This is a genomic window from Microcoleus sp. CAWBG58 (genome assembly GCF_020883045.1).
Lineage (GTDB): Bacteria > Cyanobacteriota > Cyanobacteriia > Cyanobacteriales > Microcoleaceae > Microcoleus.
In genome coordinates, this window is the sequence record NZ_JAHRFA010000003.1 from 1 (window position 1) to 17,889 (window position 17,889).

General features: G+C 48.6%; 7 protein-coding genes. 4 read left to right on the forward strand and 3 right to left on the reverse strand.

What is annotated here, in order from left to right; translation table 11 throughout:
- The first annotated feature begins 628 nt into the window (after positions 1-628).
- Positions 629-1,225: a DUF3172 domain-containing protein gene (locus QZ918_RS01590; protein ID WP_293330261.1), complete on the forward strand. Its 597-nt coding sequence runs from the start codon at positions 629-631 to the stop codon at positions 1,223-1,225.
- A gap of 50 nt (positions 1,226-1,275) precedes the next feature.
- On the opposite strand, the gene QZ918_RS01595 is transcribed toward QZ918_RS01590, so the two are convergent.
- The gene (locus QZ918_RS01595; protein WP_293330264.1) at positions 1,276-2,190 is read right to left on the reverse strand and encodes an AMIN domain-containing protein; all 915 of its coding nucleotides are present in this window, start codon (positions 2,188-2,190) and stop codon (positions 1,276-1,278) included.
- A gap of 418 nt (positions 2,191-2,608) precedes the next feature.
- On the opposite strand from QZ918_RS01595, the gene QZ918_RS01600 reads away from it, so the two are divergent.
- The 3 genes from QZ918_RS01600 to QZ918_RS01610 all read left to right on the forward strand — a co-directional run bounded on the left by QZ918_RS01600 (position 2,609) and on the right by QZ918_RS01610 (position 7,342).
- Complete coding sequence (locus tag QZ918_RS01600; RefSeq protein ID WP_293330267.1) at positions 2,609-3,175, forward strand: NUDIX hydrolase; 567 nt, start codon at positions 2,609-2,611, stop codon at positions 3,173-3,175.
- Positions 3,176-3,923: 748 nt separating this feature from the next.
- Positions 3,924-4,430, forward strand: coding sequence for a 4a-hydroxytetrahydrobiopterin dehydratase (locus tag QZ918_RS01605; protein WP_527250376.1), 507 nt, complete (start codon positions 3,924-3,926; stop codon positions 4,428-4,430).
- Positions 4,430-7,342: a CHAT domain-containing protein gene (locus tag QZ918_RS01610; RefSeq protein WP_293330270.1), complete on the forward strand. Its 2,913-nt coding sequence runs from the start codon at positions 4,430-4,432 to the stop codon at positions 7,340-7,342. Before QZ918_RS01605 ends, QZ918_RS01610 begins: the two co-directional genes overlap by 1 nt.
- A gap of 242 nt (positions 7,343-7,584) precedes the next feature.
- Here QZ918_RS01610 and QZ918_RS01615 read toward each other — a convergent pair whose 3' ends face one another.
- Both QZ918_RS01615 and QZ918_RS01620 read right to left on the reverse strand, forming a co-directional pair.
- Positions 7,585-15,372, reverse strand: a complete 7,788-nt coding sequence (locus QZ918_RS01615) for a DUF4347 domain-containing protein (RefSeq protein WP_293330273.1) — start codon at positions 15,370-15,372, stop codon at positions 7,585-7,587.
- A 2,094-nt stretch (positions 15,373-17,466) separates the two neighbouring features.
- A complete protein-coding gene (locus QZ918_RS01620; RefSeq protein ID WP_293330276.1) occupies positions 17,467-17,787 on the reverse strand; it encodes a DUF6464 family protein in 321 nt (106 codons plus the stop codon).
- Between the last annotated feature and the right edge of the window lie 102 nt (positions 17,788-17,889).

The window sequence follows — 17,889 nt, forward strand, 5'->3', positions numbered from 1 at the left end:
GTGTGTTGTCTGGATAAATTCGTACTTTGGCCGCTTTTTTCATATTTCTAATTTAACATAAATCCAAGAAAGTGGTAAATGTGCTTTTGACAGTACGCCGTGATTGTTTGTGGATTCTGCTTCGCTCCATCCAAGAGCCTCTCATCCCCCACCTGCTACATTACCGTGCATCGCTTCGCTGTTCCTTGATTACTCTGTGTTCGCTCATTTTGATCGAGTGTCTGGATTTATCTACGAACGAATAGGCATTACAGGCACAAAAAAAATATTGACATAACTTCAAATATGTGCATAAATTTTGAGAAAGCTACTGTGGATAAATTTCACACAAATGACACTACATATGGTGTTATTTAGCGTCAGATTAATTCATAAAGCACTAGAGAAAATGAGCGAACGGACAGTCATTACGCGATGTGGGGGAGTTCCCGGCGAATTGTTAAAATCTCCAAATTCAGACAAGGCAGCTGCCTAGCCGATCGCGAGCTGTGAACGATACCAAACCCAGATGAAGTGTCCTAAGCCCGCAGCCACCACCTGTCTAGCGTCATAATATTATAGAAAGGCAAGATCGGTTAAAAATAAAAAACTACTAGCTGTTAAATCCCCAGAACGGACTGAACGTTATATGAAACGCAAACCTAACTCCTACAACGACAGAGACAGATTCGGCGACCCATTCCGGGGAGATGAAGACTCCGGGCCATTTGGCGGATCGTCGCGACGACAACCTCAGTCTGGCAAACCCTCTTTCCTCAATTCCGCCACCCTAGGGATTTTAACAGCAGTTTTTATTCTGGGAATTGGGATCGGCATTGCCTTCAGTTCCACAGCTACAATTAGCCCAGCAAACGTAGCATCCCGCGAATTTATCGATCGCAGCGCCCCGAACCCCGAACTTTGCGTGCAGTTTGGAGCCAGCGCCATGGTGACAGATATGCGCCTCTTCGTCACCCTCAACCCCTTCAACGTCTACATATCCCAGCCGAGTATGCGTCCCGGATGCGTCCTGCGAACCAATAACTGGGCAATTCTCGAACAAAGAAAACTGATCGATCAAGAGCAAGTGCGCGAGTGTAAAAATCGCATGAACACCTTTGGCTTCACTGGCGCCCTGGAATCTCAACCTGAAATTAACTGTATTTACCAAAACGACGGCGCTAAAAACCTGTTCCTCAACCAACCGGGTTCGATCGCTCCACCCAGTGAAGGTCAAAATTTCTAACTCTGACGATCGGATTATCGAAGTATAGGTGCGATCGACTCAAAGCAATTTTACCGAAGCGGTTCACCAAAATCGATAATCCGCTCCTGAGACGCGACAGGACGGCGTACAGGGGCAGAACTTACCCCCTGCCGTCTGTTAACCGGAACCCTGACTAAAGGCACATTTATCGGTCGGATTTGGTCGTTGGCAGTTGACTGCCCCGAAGAGTTTTGCTCGTAAGTTATTGCTTCAGCCGAGGCAGGTTCGACAGGCGTTTTAGCAGCAGTTGAGTTAGAAGCGGCCGACGGCGGGTTAGGTGTTACTGGTTTTGCAGGTGGTGCTGGCGTTTCGAGAGTTGCCTGGTAGGAAGCAGGCTCGATCGAGGGACGCAACACCCAGCGATTTTCTACCCCGACTCTTTGAAATTTAATTTGTTCGCCGTTGAAAGCCACTCCGGGAGACAAATTTACCAAAATTCTCATGCTTCCTGATGGTAGTTGAATTACCGCCACGGAACGTACATTGCCTTGCGGGTATAGCTGAGTTGCATCAACGGCGATCGGAGTATTGGGCAAATCCACAGCAATTTGAGACGGGTTGAGTAGGGAATAGGTAGGATTTCTGCCCTCTGGGAGAGTAATTTCTAGCTGATTTGTGGCTGGATCGAACCGCCAACTGGTGAGTGTAGAAGCATTGGCTGGTTGCTGTGCGATTTGGACTGTCGCAACTGCGGTGGCTGCTGCTATGCTCAGGGCGATCGACACAGAGCCTAAAAATGAGGATACCAAACAATTAGCAGTAAGTTTATGTAAGTCTGTCCAAAATTTAGGCTGTAATTTTTTGTATTGCATGGCTGTTTCAACAGTTGACAGTTGACAGTTGACAGTTGACAGTTTAAGAGCTACCTCTACCATTAAGTCAGAGAATTGGAGTAATGAATCGTCGGATTTTAATTTCTCCCGGGCGTGCACGCTTTCAAGCAATTCTTTCTCGTAAAAGTTGAGATTTTAACTAGCTTCGAGGATAATTTTTTTTGGTAGAGGTGTTGCGGGCGATTATCTACGGGATAAGTGCGATCGGCCGTACCGCTAACGGCAAGGGTGGCTTGACGCTGAAAGTTTAGCATTAATGGGTAATTGGAAAATTGGAAGTTATATCGTTTCCGGTTGGATCGGAATGATTTAACCGCAGAGAACGCAGAGAACACAGAGAAAGGGAAGAGAGAGATAAATACAGGACGATGTTAACGGATTTGATATTAACACTTTCTGCCTGATGCCGGATGCCAGCAGATACGCATTCATCCTTCTTTTCTTTTCCTGACCCTTCAAGTAGGGTAAGGTACGCCATAAGCAGCCGAAGAAGGATTAGTCGTCCGCGTTTTATGAAGAATTCAATAATATGAAAAATTTAACTAAATGGAAATTACTGCGATCGCGCTTGGTATTCAACCACAAGTGGTGTCAAGTCAGGCAAGATGAAATAGAATTGCCAAGCGGACAAATTATCGACGACTTTTTTATTAATGTCCGGCCCAATATCGCCCTAATATTTGCGGTGACGGAACAGCAAGAACTTGTATGCGTGCGTCAGTACAGGCATGGCGTCGGCGAAATTTTACTTGAACTCCCGGCTGGGAGTTTCTATCCTGCCGAAGAAAGTGGCAAAGCTGCTGCCGCCCGAGAACTGGCTGAAGAAACCGGATATGTTGCTGAACAAATTTTGGAACTAGCAGTTTTATACGACAATCCCGTAAAAGACACTAATTCTATTTACCTATATTTTGGTAAAAATTTCAAGCTTGCCAGCCAAATCGAATTGGATATTACAGAAGATATTGAAGTAGTTTTAGTACCCATTTCAGAAGTTTTGTTGAAAATAACTAACCGAGAAATTTGTGTAGCTGGAAGTATCGCAGCTATTTTTTTAGGACTAGATTTTTTAAAGAAACACCAGTTGGGTTTGTAATGAGGAGTTTAGTCGTCAGGTGGATGCGGACTTGCCTTCCGCACTAATATTTTTTTGCAATACGCTTTGAATAACAGGGCTATTTCATTCTCTTGTAGGGGCGGTGCCAAGAGTGCCCGCCCTCTCCGAGTAGAGGGGGTAGGCACGGGGCACTACCCCTGCAAAATCGCAATAGTCCTGAGAATGAAATAGCCCTGCTTTGAATAATAAATTCCAAGAGATCCCCTCACATCCCCCGATCGAAGCATGGTAGTTTTATTGTTGGGAGATAGAAATAGGTACGTAGTTGAGCTTTAGCCTCCTTTAGACGTATAGATAAAGGAGGCTAAAGCCCAACTACGTACCTTTATTTGTTAAGGACAATATTAATTACATTACGATCGCTCGCCAAGCTTGTAAATTAGTAATTTCCGACCTTTGAGTGTGCAATTAATTGTGTCCGGTTGCTTGAAAAACGGTTTGTAGTATTGAAAGGTTGGTTTCTGGCGATCGGTGCTTTAAGGGTTCGATCGCCAGAAACCAAGCGGGGAAAGATATTGAGAGTTATTGAATATGTCTGTTAGTCATTAGCCAGCAGTCATTAGTTGCGATCGTGATTTCTGGGAAAGGATCGCGATAAGGTGAGTCGCTATGCCATAATTGTAAATATCCAGAATTCTTGTAGCGACGCAGCCTACTTCTTCTCTCTTCCCTCTTCCTTCGTCTTTCTTGCTTCTTCCTTCAATCACTAACATCGATTACAAAATCATTGCTAAACTTCCTGATTCCTTCTTTCCTCTTCCTTCGTCTTTCTTCCTTCGTCTTTCTTCCTTCCTCTTTCTTCCTTCTTGCTTCGCCTGATGGAATCCCGCCAACAGCCGAACAGGTTGCACCCGCTTATCGCTCAATATCCTCTAAATTCGTAGCACAAAATTATGAAAATAGCAAACTCAAACCCTTAAGCGAAAAGGAAATTTCTCAGCGCTTGCAAAATTTGCCTAATTGGACTAGAGAAGGTAAAAGTATTAAATATACTCACGAATTTAAAAATTTTGTCGAAGCTGTCAGCTTTGTAAATTGTCTGATTTCCCCCTCAGAAAAAGCCGGTCACCATCCCGATATTGCTATTGCTTACAACCGCGTCACGATAAGTCTCACAACTCACGATGCAGAGGGGCTGACACAACAAGACTTCGATCTGGCCGAGATAATCTCTAAATTAGTTAGCGACTGGATGCCCGGAAATGTTTGTTTAGTAGTGGAAGGTTCTGGATAATGATTTTACTGTACCAAATCGCAAAAAATCAAACAAAAAATCAAGCAAAAAAGTTGTTTTTAATTTTATCATTTTGCTTGTTACTCGGGGAAACGGCTGCTTTCGGGCAATCGGTTATCCCCGCGAATGACGGCACCGGTACTACCATCGTCCCTCAAGGAAATCGACTCGATATTAGCGGTGGTAAACTATCGGGAGATGGGGTCAATCTTTTCCATACTTTCCAACGGTTTGGCTTGAACCAAAATCAAACAGCGAATTTTATTTCCAATCCTAACATCCAAAATATTTTAGGGCGAGTTGTTGGCGGTGAGGCGTCTATAATTAATGGCTCGATCCAAGTTAGCGGTGGCAATTCCAATTTATTTTTAATCAATCCAGCGGGTATTGTTTTTGGCAGTAACTCTCAGTTAAATGTACCCGCATCCTTTACTGCTACAACTGCTAATAGCATCGGTTTTGGTAATAATTTTTTGAACGCGATCGGTTCTAACAACTATCTCAATTTAACAGGAAATCCCAGCAGTTTTGTATTTTCGGATGTGACACCTGCCAGCATTGTGAATCGCGGCAATTTGGCGGTAAAATCATGGCAAAATATAACTTTACTCGGTGGCACGGTTACAAATACAGGTCAAGTTACAGCACCTGGAGGTACAATTAATATCCTTTCAGTAACGGGTCAAAGTGTTGTCCGCATCAGCCAACCAGGATATTTGCTCAGTATAGAAGTCAGCAGCAAAGCATTGAATTCTCAAGGGGAAAATCCCAATACATCCAGCGAGAACTCATCTGCAACTCTTCCAGAATTGCTGACAGGTAAGGGTGAAAAAGTTAATAATGCTTCAGATATTGCTGTTAATAGTGACGGTAGCGTTCAATTAACCAGATCTGCCTCGCAAACTCTCCCTCCTAATAATTTAAGTCAAAATAACAGCGGAACAGCTCAAACATCTCCACAGCCTACTAATACGAGCAATCCCAATCCGCCTGCTAATACCAATAATGGTGCCAGCGCTCCACAACCTACTAATACCAACAATCGCAATCCGCCTGCTAATGACAATAAGGACGATATGCCTCCACAGCTTAATACGGCAAATCTCAATGTCACTCCTAATAATACTAATGTTGTGATGTCCCCACAACCTAATACGGATAATTTAAATTTTCTTCCTAATAATATTCAGGTTCCTTCCAATTTAGCCACTCAATTTTTGCAACAGGGTAACAATCTGCAAAATGCTCTGGCACCCAATATCCAGCCAAATTTTCCTATCAACCAACAGCTTATTCCTAGAGGTTTTCCCGTGCCGATGATGAATAATATCGAGCTGTTGTCTGCGCCTCCGATTATTAATAACTTGCCGACAAATGGGAATATCGATCGCACTTCCATTTTTACCACTAGCCAGTCAAACTCTATTATCAACCAACAGACTAATTCTAATAAAGCTCCAACACTGGCTCCCAACATTCAGGTAATTGATGCTAGCAGTCTTCCCGGCAATCCCCCGATGCTTGCTGCGCCCAATATAACTCAAATGCGGGGGCGCCCCGGGCAGACTCTACCCCCCGGCGTCCCGAATATTCCCAGTGGTGTAGCGAATCCTCCGGCAAATTTGCAGGCAATTGCTAACATCAATTCCATGCTATCTTTAGATATAAACCGAGCTGAGAAATATGCTGACTATTTTGGGAATGGCTTTACCAATCCCAATCTCGGTGCTGAAAATATTCGCGAAACTTTGCTCAAAGTAGCTTCACAAACAGGCAAGAAATCGGCAATTATTTATATTAACTTATTTAGCGATCGAGTAGAATTATTACTGTTCTCTCCCGAAGGTTCGGCGATTAGAAAAACCGTACCGGAAGCCAATCGGCAGAACATCATCAAACTAGCAACGGAATTCCGCGAAGAAATCTTGAATCCTCGGAATCTGAACACCACCAGCTACAAAGCATCCGCTCAAAAACTTTACAGTTTGCTGATTGCACCTTTAGAAACAGACTTGCAGGAACAAAATATCAATACGCTGTTATTTTCACTGGATACCGGTTTGCGGAGTCTCCCCTTAGCTGCTCTTTATGACGGCAAACAATTCCTGGTGGAAAAATATTCTCTCAGTCTAATCCCCGCTATTTCGCTTACCGATACCCGCTATGTATCGCTACAAAATGCCTCTGTTTTAGCAATGGGAGCCGCTCAATTCGATCGGTTAGATCCCCTACCAGCAGTGCCAACAGAACTATCTACTATTGTAGATTTGTGGCAGGGTAAATCTTTCTTGAACGAACAATTTACCCTGAATAACCTGAAATCCCAACGCAGTAGAAATCCATATCAAATAATTCATTTAGCAACTCACGGCGAGTTTAAACCGGGAGCAGCGAGCAACTCTTTTATTCAACTGTGGGATGGAAAACTGCAATTAGATCAACTCAGAAATTTGGGGTGGAACAATCCACCTGTGGAGTTGTTGGTACTATCAGCTTGCCGCACAGCACTCGGAGACGAAAAAACGGAAATGGGTTTTGCTGGCTTGGCATTTCAAGCAGGAGTTAAGTCGGCTTTAGCGAGTTTGTGGTATGTTTCTGATGAAGGTACGTTAGCATTGATGAGCGAATTTTACCATCAATTAAAAACAGCTCCGATCAAAGCTGAAGCTCTCAGAGCAGCGCAAATAGCTATGATCCAAGGTCAAGTTCGGATCGAAAATGGAGTTTTGCGGGGCCCTTTTGTTGCAGCCAAACGGGGAGGGCAAAATAGCCAGCAAGCCATCGGAGAGATGGCAGGTAATGGCGATTCCCTACCCGCCGGGAACCCATTACGGGAAGATAGCTTGACTGCACAAAATCTCACTCATCCCTATTTTTGGTCGGCTTTTGCAATGATTGGTAGTCCTTGGTAATCCAGGTGAAATGAAATTCGATCGCGATTGTAAAATCTTAAATCTCAAATTATCTAAAATCCGCTCTTCATCCGAATAATTCATCTCTCTATTCTCTCTCTCTCTGTGTCCTCTGCGCCCTCTGCGGTTCAATCATTCCGATCCAGCAGAATTTAATATTAAATATTGAGAAACCCAGTTTATTCGCAAACCGGGTTTCTCAATGTTAGGTCAAATTTGGCGCATTAAATGCACGGTGCTGTTTACTGGGAAAAAGTCACAAAATCCAGAGCAGTAATAGCATTACTGGCTCCGAAAATATTAGCTACAACCTGCCCAGTAGAGGCTATTTGCAGGACTGTGCCGTTCGCAGTCGAGTTAATTTGCAACTGAGCAAAACTCAAGCCCCCACCTAAAGCAAACTTATCGATTCCTACTTCAAAATTAAGGACAGTATCGATACCGCTGTTGTCATTTAACACAAAACGATCGCTCCCAATACCTCCAATTAAAGTATCCTCGCCCGCACCGCCAAACAGCCAGTCATCTCCTGCACCGCCGTTGAGAATGTCGTTATCTGTTCCTCCGTAGAGAGTGTCGCTACCGTCAGATCCGTTGAGGGTATCTTGGCCTTCATTGCCATATAACAAGTCGTCGCCGTTGCCACCGTCCATGCACTCTTGCTGGCCGTTAGCACCCACGGAGACATCTTGGTTATCGTCGCGATCGCCATACATGGTATCGTTGCCATCATCGCCGCACATAATATCGCTGCCGCCATCGCCGTACATCAAGTCATCGCCGGCATCTCCGTGCACCAAATCGTCATCCTTGCCGCCGCGAACAGTATCGTTACCCTCTCCGCCGCCGAGAGAGTCGGAACTCTCACCGCCGTTGAGATAGTCGTTACCCTTGCCCCCAAACAGCAAATCGCGGCCGTTGGCGTCGCTGACTAATTCGTTTTGCAAGCCGCCGTAAAGCGAATCCTCTCCCTCGTCCCCGACAAGGGTGTCGGAACCGAGTTCGCCCCAAATCAGGTCATTGTCTTTGCCGCCGTAAACTAAGTCATTGCCTTTTCCGCCAAAAATGCTGTCGTTACCGCTGCCGCCGCCGATGATGTCGCCGCTATCGTTGCCGAAAATTAAGTCGCCTTCATCAGTAGCAATTGTGGTGCCAACAGCAGTACCGTAGTCGCCGACGATGGTATCAGAACCTTGATTGCCGTAGAGAGTGTCGGAAGCAGTTTCGCCAAAAACGCGATCGCCCCCTTTGCCTCCATAGGCCAAATCCCGGCCGTTGCCACCTAGCAAAGTATCGTCGCCTTCTTGGCCGAACAGTACGTCATTGCCATTGCCTCCAAACAGCAAATCTTGACCGTCTGGGTCGCTATCTAGGGAGTTGAGGACACCACCAAACAGGGAATCGTTACCGCTGTCGCCGTAGAGGCTGTCACGGCCCTTATCGCCGAAGATCGCGTCGTCTTCTTTGCCACCGTAGGCGATGTCTGGGCCTTTGCCGGCGAAAACGATGTCGTTGCCTTGACTGCCAGCGATCGCATCTCCTCCTTCGCCACCGAAAATCAGATCGGCTTCGTTACCAGTCAAGTCGATGTTGTTGCCGTTGTCGCCGACGATCGTATCTTCACCGCGATCGCCCGACAATAAGTCCGCACCGCGATCGCCAAAAATGCGATCGTTTTGTTTCCCTCCAAACACCACATCATTTTCTTTGCCAGCGTAAACGATATCGTTGTCTCGATCGGCCGCGATGAAGTCTGCCCCTTGGTCTCCGAAGACAATATCAGCGCCGTCTTCACCTAAAACTATGTCGTTTCCAGCTTCGGCAAGAAACAGTTCGTTAGTGTCGTTCCCGCCTAAATAGTCGTCTCCGGGAGTGCCGAGGATCGTGTTTTGGATGTCGGTGAGTTCTACGGCGTTAGAGTCGAAGTTGAGTATTTGCCCTGCCTGCGGTTGGATAAATGTAATCGGAGGCAGCAGGGGTAAGGGGTCGCAATCGCAGTCCGTCTCAGGTACGGTTACTGGCCCGATAGGCGGGGGTGTGGGTGTCGGTGTCGGTGTCGGTGGCTGCGGGATTTCTGGTGTGGGGGTGGGTACCGGTGTGGGCGTGGGTGCCTGTATCGGTGTGGGTGTGGGCGTCGGTTGCCGAATTGGCGTGGGTGTTGGCGGTATGGGTGTGGGCGTCGGCGTCGGCGTCGGCGGGACAGGTGCGGCCAAAATTGAGATAGTTGCCGCAGTAGGACTGCCTAGGCTGCGGCTGTCTGTGACGCCGTAGGTAAAGGTGGTACCCGTGAAGTTGCCCGATGCCTGGAAGAACAATTGGTTAATCGAAGCAGGCGTCAGGATCTGACCGATCGTAATTGGAACTCCGCCGCTGGCTGGATCGCCTAAGAACAGACGGCCTTGAGCTATTGGTGGCAGGGTTTTGATGTCGAAGGAGGCGATCGTATCGCTTGGATCGGGGTCTCGTCCGGCTAGTCCGGGCACAGTAATCGTGCTGCTGGGGGCCGCCGAGGTATTGGCATTAAATGGTACCGGCGGTTGGTTAAGTACGATCGGCAGTGCGGAGACAGTAGCAACGGCCGCGCTGGTAGCACCGAGGTTGTCGGTGGCGCTGTAGGTGAAGTTTGCCCCTTTAAAATCGGTGCCCGCCTGGAAGAACAACTGAGTAATTTGAGCTGGCGTCAGGACTTGACCGGCTGTAACTCGTACTCCCCCGTTGGCCGGATCGCCCAAGAACAGCACGCCTTCATTAGTTGGCGGCAGAGTCTCAATTTTGAAAGAAACCACAGTGCCGTCGTCCGATCCTCCGAGTCCGGGGATGTTGATAGCGCTACCGGGTAACAAGCTGACGCTGGCGTTGTTAGCAACCGGGGGTAGGTTAACCGGAGGCGGGAACAGGGATGCAGTAGCGGGGGCCGGACTGGGCAACCCGGTGGTGTCTGTCGCGCTGTAGGTAAAGCTGGCCCCTCTGAACGCGCCTGTGGCCCGGAAGAATAGTTGGTTGATTTGCGTTGGGGTGAGGACTTGACCTGGTGTAATTGCCACTCCGCCGTTAGCCGGATCGCCCAAAAATAGGACGCCTTGGTCTGCGGGGGGCAGAGTGTCGATCTTGTAAGAAGCGATCGGGCTATCCGGGTCGTTTGCTATCAGCCCCGTGAGGTTGATGGTGGCGTTCGGCGCTACAGGAGAGTTGGTATTGACTGGTACCGGCGGTTCCTTGACCTGCAGCGGAATTAGGGCAACGGTAGCTGCGAGACTCCGATCTCCTCGATCGTCCGTGCTGCTGTAGGTAAAGTTTGCCCCTGTAAAAGTGCCGGTGGATCGGAAGAACAACTGGCTGATTTGAGCCGGCGTCAGGACTTGACCGGCTGTAATCGCTACTCCGCCGTTAGCCGGGTCGCCCAAGAACAGTACGCCTTCATTTGTTGGAGGCAAAGTGTCGATCGTGAAGGAAACCACAGTGCCGTCTGTGTCTGTTCCTCCCAAGTTCGCCAGCCTGACAGCGCTGTTTCGCCCCAGAGTGACGTTATCGTTTTCTGCTGTAGGGGGGATGTTGCGGCGCGGCGTCGTGCTGACACTGGTGGTCACCGTGGCATTAGGATCGGAACCGTCGTTGTTTCCCGGGGTGGGGTCAGAAGTGACTGAACTGCTCCGAGCCGTGTTTTTGACGCTAGTCAGGGTTGTTGGGGCGATAAAGCCGATCGTCCGATTGACTGTAATGCCATTGGCGATCGCAATAGCAGGAAAGGTAACAATCCCTGTGGTTGGGTTGTAAATCCCGCCGTCGGATGCCGTGACTCCTGTCAAGCCGGGAATGATGCTGTCAGTAATCGTGACGCCTTCTGCGGGACTCGGGCCCTTGTTGGCTGTGCTAATGGTGTAGGTGACTGTGGTTCCAGCAGTGGCGATCGTCTGCCCGCTTTTGGTTGTCACCACATCGGCCACAGCACCGAGGGTAGTGCTGACAGTGGCAGTAGGATCGGAACCGTCGTTGTTGCCCGGGGTGGGGTCAAGAGTCGTCGAGGTGCTCCGAGCCGTGTTTTTGACGCTAGTCAGGGTTGTGGGGGCGATAAAGCCGATCGTCCGATTGACTGTAATGCCATTGGCGATCGCAATCGCAGGAAAGCTGACAACCCCCGTAGCTGCGTTGTAGGTGCCGCCGTCGGATGCCGTGACTCCCGTCAAGCCGGGAATGATGCTGTCAGTAATCGTGACGCCTTCTGCTGTGCTCGGGCCGTTGTTTGCCGTGCTAATTGTGTAGCTGACTGTGGTTCCAGGATTGGCGCTCGCGGGCCCACTTTTCCTAGTTACCACATCGGCCACAGCACCGATCGAAGTGCTGACAGTGGCATTAGGACTTGTGCCGTCGTTGTTGCCAGGGGCCGGGTCGGGAGTCGTCGAGGTGCTCCGAGCCGTGTTTCTGACGCTAGTCAGGGTAGTTGGGGCGATAAAGCCGATCGTCCGAGTGACTGATACGCCGCTGGCGATCGAAATACCGGGGAAACTGACAATCCCTGTAGCCGCGTTGTAGGTGCCGCCGTCGGATACCGTGATTCCCGTCAAGCCCGGAATGATGCTGTCAGTAATCGTGACGCCTTCTGCCGGACTCGGGCCGTTGTTGGCTGTGGCGATCGTGTAGCTGACTGTGGCACCGGGAATGGCGAGCGTCGATCCGCTTTTGGTTGTTACCACATCAGCGCTGGGCGTGATGCTGGTAGAAACAGATGAGTTGGTGGTACTGCCGTCTTGATTGGTGGTACTGCCGTCGTTGTTGGTGCCGATCGGGTCGGGAGTCGTCGAGGAGCTCCGAGCCGTATTTCTGATTGAGGTCAGGGTACCTGGGGCGACAAAGCCGATCGTCCGATTGACTGATGCGCCACTGGCGAGTGCAATCCCAGGGAATGTAACAATCCCGGTAACTGGGTTGTACGTACCGCCGTCCGATGCCGTGACTCCCGTCAAGCCGGGAACGATGCTGTCAGTAATCGTGACGCCTTCTGCCTGACTCGGGCCGATGTTGGCTGTGGCGATCGTGTAGCTGATTGTGCGACCGGCCGTAGTAGCGGTGGGCCCACTTTTGGTGGTAACAACATCGGCAATAGCTCCGAGCGTAGTGCTGACACTGGACTCAGGGTTTGTGCCGTTGTTGTTGCCTGGGGTGGGGTCGGGAGTCGCCGAGGAGCTTGTTGCCGTGTTTTTGATTGAGGGGAGGGCGACTGGGGGCACAAAGCCGATCGTCCGATCGACTGTAACGCCACTGGCGATCGCAACAGCAGGGAAGCTGACAATCCCCGTAACTGCGTTATAGGTGCCACCGTCCGATGCCGTGACTCCCGTCAAGCCCGGAATGATGCTGTCAGCGATCGTGACGGCTTCTGCTTGGCTCGGCCCGTTATTGACTGTCGTAATTCTGTAGCTGACAGGGGTTCCAGGCAGCGCACCCGTCGGCCCGCTCTTAATTGTTACCACATCAGCGATCGGCGTAATAGTCGTGACAACAGTGGAATTCGTGGGAGTGCCGTCTTTATTTGTGGTACTGCCGTCGTTGGTGCGGGGAAAGGGGTCGGGTGTCTCCGAGCTGCTGCGAGCCGTGTTGCTGATTGAAGTACGGGTCGGTGGGGCGACAAAACTGATAGTGCGGTTAACTGTTGTACTGATGGCTAGGGATTGCAGCACCGGGAAGGTGACAATCCCTGTAGCCGGATCGTAAGTGCCGCCGTCCGATGCCGAGACTCCAGTCAAACCCGGAACAATGCTGTCAGTGACGATCGCGTTGAGAGCGGGGTCTGGCCCCAGGTTGGCTGTGGTCAGGACATAGGTAATCGTTGACCCGGCCACAGAAGTGACGGGGCCGCTTTTGGTAGTAACGAGATCGGCAACAGTAGGGGAGATAGTAGTCTGTTGTTGACCTATGAACGTTGAACCGTCGTTGTTGCTGAGATCGGGGTCGAAAGTGCTGGCACTGCTGAATGCGGTGTTGGTTAAGCTGCTGCCAGGATTTAGACTTGGGGGTAAAGCAACTGACAAGGTGTAGGTGACGCTTTGATTGACACCGAGAACGGGAATTCTCGGCCAGGTGACGTTCCGCGTCGTGCTTGAGTAAAGGCCGCCCCCACTGATCTGGCGAATGGGATTGGCTCCGCCGACAGGAACGAGTTCCGGAGGCAATTCGTCTTGAACCAAAACTTGTTCAGCCGGCGATGTCCCCTTGTTAGTAGTAGTGATGGTGTAGGTAATACTGCCAGCACCTGGTTTGATGAACTGCGGGCCACTTTTGATGGTGGCCACATCAGCAGAGATGGTGGGAGTAGGATTGACAGTCTCGATGGCAAGGTTGCGAATTTCGTGGAAGTTGCTTGCAACTCCCGTGGAACTTGCAAAACCAAATTTGAAATTAGGCGGTATGGCTCCGTTTTCAGTTGCTAGATTTGGGATGTCAATCAGAGTTTCATTCGCGCCGGTGAACAAGTCGTCGCCATTCAGGTCTAGGGCAATAGTGAGCCTGTTGGGAGTTGCTGAATTTGAGGGGGCTAGGGTAATTTGAATCCTTCTTTTGGCTGCATCTCGAGTGGTAGTGACACTATTGTTGAAGTCATAAGTACCGCCAGCATCTAAAAAGTCAATACTTTTGGGGATGTTGTCGATACCTATGGGAGAGATCGCGTTTGTTAAAAATCGATAACTATCTGCTTGACGACCCCTGAGAGTGATGGAATCAGGTCTGTAGCCTTCGAGAGTTGAACCAGGAATGGTACCATTTACTGCTCCACCAACACGTCCTTCCGTATCATTAGAAAAATTCCCAAACTCATCCAGTCCAATGCCCAAATAACCTCCCACCAATCCGGGTTGGCTGCCATTGGTGTTGTTGGCATACCCCAGAGAACCACCAAAGCCTCCTGCTGCTGTAGGGCTAGCTGACCCGTCAATCAGGAAGAAGCTAATGCCGTCCCCTGGCTGCGGGCTGATAAAACCGTTTGGGCCTTGGAGAGTAGTGCCGTTGTAAGCAAAGAAATCGAAGGTAATTTTCAGACCCTCTGTGGAGGGTATGGGGTTGTCGTAGAGAACAAAGGCTGGCAGTCCCACACCGTTGGTCGTCAATTGCAAAGCCCCAGAGGGTGGTACATCGCCACCCAAACCGGGAAGTATCCCAGATGAACTTCCTCCGGTGATACCGGGAATCCTTTGCCTGTTGGCTTCAAAGACTGAGCTGGGGTCGAATACCCTGCCGTCTTGTCCTCGGTAGAGCCAAGGCCCCCTGACTGTGGCGTTCCTAAATGTTTCGTTGACTAAGGTACCGAGGACTCCGCTGTATGCCTCCAGCACCTCTTGCTCAACGGCAATTTTCGCGCCTATTTCTCCTGTGGCAAATTCTAATTCCCAATTGCCACCGAGTGCCGCACTCCCTACCAAGCCTGTGGAAGCTGCAATCTCTCTACCAGTAATTTCACTGAGCCGCCGCACGAAGGCCCGGCCGCTTTCCCCGGCGGCTCCCCGGCAAGCCAATAACAAGATATTTCCTCTCTCGCTGAGGGAGTTTCCCCACTGCTGCAACAAATGGCTGTAGGTTTCTAAGTTGTCGCTGCACAGTTCTACTGACCCGAGTTGTACTCTGGCTTCTTGGCCGTGAGCAACTATTTGAAGGCTGTCTAAATCGCTGCAATTAGCAAGAATTCTAGTAATTCGATCGACTCCATCCCGCATCGAGTCCAGTAAAAATACCTCTGTATCCGCTGTTGCTCCTCTTGCCAAGCTGTCACTATTCTCTACTCTGGCATCGATGAACAGTATATTTTTTACATTCCCGGGGCCTACCGACTCGGTCGATCGCAAAAATTCTCTCTCTAGGTGTTCAATTTCCGCGCCACCACCAATTTTTGGAGACAGGAAAGACCAGTCTGCGTTGATTTTTTTTATGGGTTGTTCCTGAGTATGAGTTGCTGTTGTTCGGGAATTTTTGCCAACAATGCTGGTCGTATCACCTGCTTTTTGTTGGCTCAGAAAAATTGGTTTGTTGCCGATGCTTTTCATGATATGATTACCTCGTTGATTGTGTATAATATACCCATTAAAAGGTGATAATTATCACCTTGTAACAAAGGTTTAATTGAGATTTAGACGCTCTGTTGTTTGACTGTTAGAAATCAAAACTGTTCGGCTATCGCTGTTTCTTACCCGGATATCGCCCTCGTATCCATGATAGTTGGGGGACGAAAGAGAGTTTCTTTCCCTCCTTTTTTGAGGGGGTTGGCCGGAGCTTTTTGGGTGCATCTGGCACAAGGCAAATATATCCGTAGGGGCAAAGCATGACCGCAATCAATATGGAATTATAGCCTTTCTCAAAAAGATGAGGTATAACTGACAGCTTATATAACCACTTAAACCAAGAAGGGCCCAAGCCCAACAACGTACCTCATCTTTGTGAGAACCGCTATATAACTAATAACTTATATGCGGTCATGCTTCTTCAGGCTTCAAAAACCAGATGCACCCAGCTTTTTTAACTGAAACGGATTGCCTTAGAAATAGCAACAGCCGGATTTTTACCAGCAAAATTTTTGCTATCTTGCTATTGGATAGCATGGGAAATACAGCCGATTTAAGGTCGATCGACTACACTTCGGAACCCGTCATTACCTGTACGGAGACACCGCCCAGGAGCGAAACCTGTTTTTTCTACTTTTTGACCAGCAAAAGTGCTGTATCGCCTGCGCGAGGGCTGAGACTGGACAGTTTAAACCCTCATAAAAACACTCGGTAAGTGGGAAACGAGCGAGTCTTTAGACCTGAGAGGAAAACTCCAAGAGCGATTTCAATCGCCTTGAATCCCCCTTGCGGGGTAGAGGGGTATGGTTGCCCCTCTGTGGAGATATGGTTGTCTCCGAATCCCTTTCGGGTAATGTTAGCTTCGCCCAAGGTTATAAGAGCTTTTTAGACCTGCAACACTGTTTCAGTGACTTTAAAACTGTTTAATTGCAGATGACAGAGCAAGGGACTAGCGAGAGCATTCCAGGGTGTCGTGACTCAAATAACGTAGTCAGTTAAGACTTAGGCCCGTCAGAATAGCTTGTAATTTCTTACAAGCTCAGTGGCGTTGACTCCCTGAGTTCCTGACAATCTATAGCGGTTATCAGAAAGATGAGGTATGTTGTTGGGATGCGAGCCCTGACAGCTTATATAACCCTTAAACCAATTCGTGTCATGCCAATTTAATGTGAAGTTGCATATATTCCGATCCCCCTCGCATCCCCCCGATAGTCGGGGGACTTTGAAATGACTCTTGTCCCCCCCTTATTAAGGGGGGTTAGGGGGGATCGGATTTCGGATTTCGGATTTCTATGCAGCCTCATAAAAAATTCGTGTCAGTCAATTTGAGATTTTAGACTTCGACTTCACTCCGTCGAACGATTTTAGATTTTAGATTGACTCTAAAGATGAATCTGGGAGCTATAACTTTAGTCTAAAGTCTAAAATTTTGGGCTGCTCGCGACTTGAGTCGGGGGCTTGTCTGCATTGTTTTTGGGCGGTGTAATTTAATTGAAATCGGCATACCCTGTATCGACGAGGCGGATTAAAAATTTATGACTTGCAGTCTAGTTAGTGACAACAATCCAGGTTTGAGACTGCGTTCATCTGCGATCGCCAAAAATAGAATATTGTTACCCACAAGCAACTTCTCAAAATTTCAACTTAGAGTCTTCGAGCAGATTTCTGTTTAAGGTAAATGCTCGAGACAATTGTTAGTGCTGAATTTTTCATGATGTTTTCGAGAAATCGATTTACAGATTTGCTGGTAAGCTATTTGCGATTTTCTTGGCTCTCCCCCAGTTACGCCCAAGAGAGTAGAAACCCTCTTTATTCCTAGCTAGATTTTTTGCAACCCAACCAAGATTTACAATCTAAATCTGGTTTCTGAGCGCAAGTCATCAACTAGAAAAATACCGATCGCCATCCGCTAGTTAGGGCCAATTTAACCCAGCAATACTGCTCGATTAGGTTTTAATTACTTAGTTTGGGCGCGGCTAGTCCCAAAAAAGCTTCAACAACAACCCTTCCACGTAAGTACATATTAACTGATGGATTACTACCTCAGCAAATATTTGCATACACCAACCCCAATACAACCTATATCTTTTCAGAACGAACGTCAAGAGTTCTGGCTTGATAGTACCGACAATCTTGACAGGGCCCAGAAGGATTGACTGCACAGCGAATGTAATTAGAGCGAGCGTTATACTCGCAAGTGATATCGCCGATCGGATAACCGAGGCCTTCTACGTAAGTGCGATCGCCCATTGCTAGTTCACTTCGTAGGGGTCTATTTGCTACCACCCGCCTGGCCGCTGCAATTCTCTCGCTGGCTTGCCTTTCGGCAGAGCGCATCACCCACAAAGACACCAGGGACGGAGCTAAACCTATGAAAATAATCAGGATAACTGTAAACACATTTTCAGAGCTTTTGTGAATAATCTTTTTATTTATTTACACGATCCCGAAGCTAAAATCATCGGGCAACAGACGGTTTTCAATCAGGAAAGTTCCCAGTGA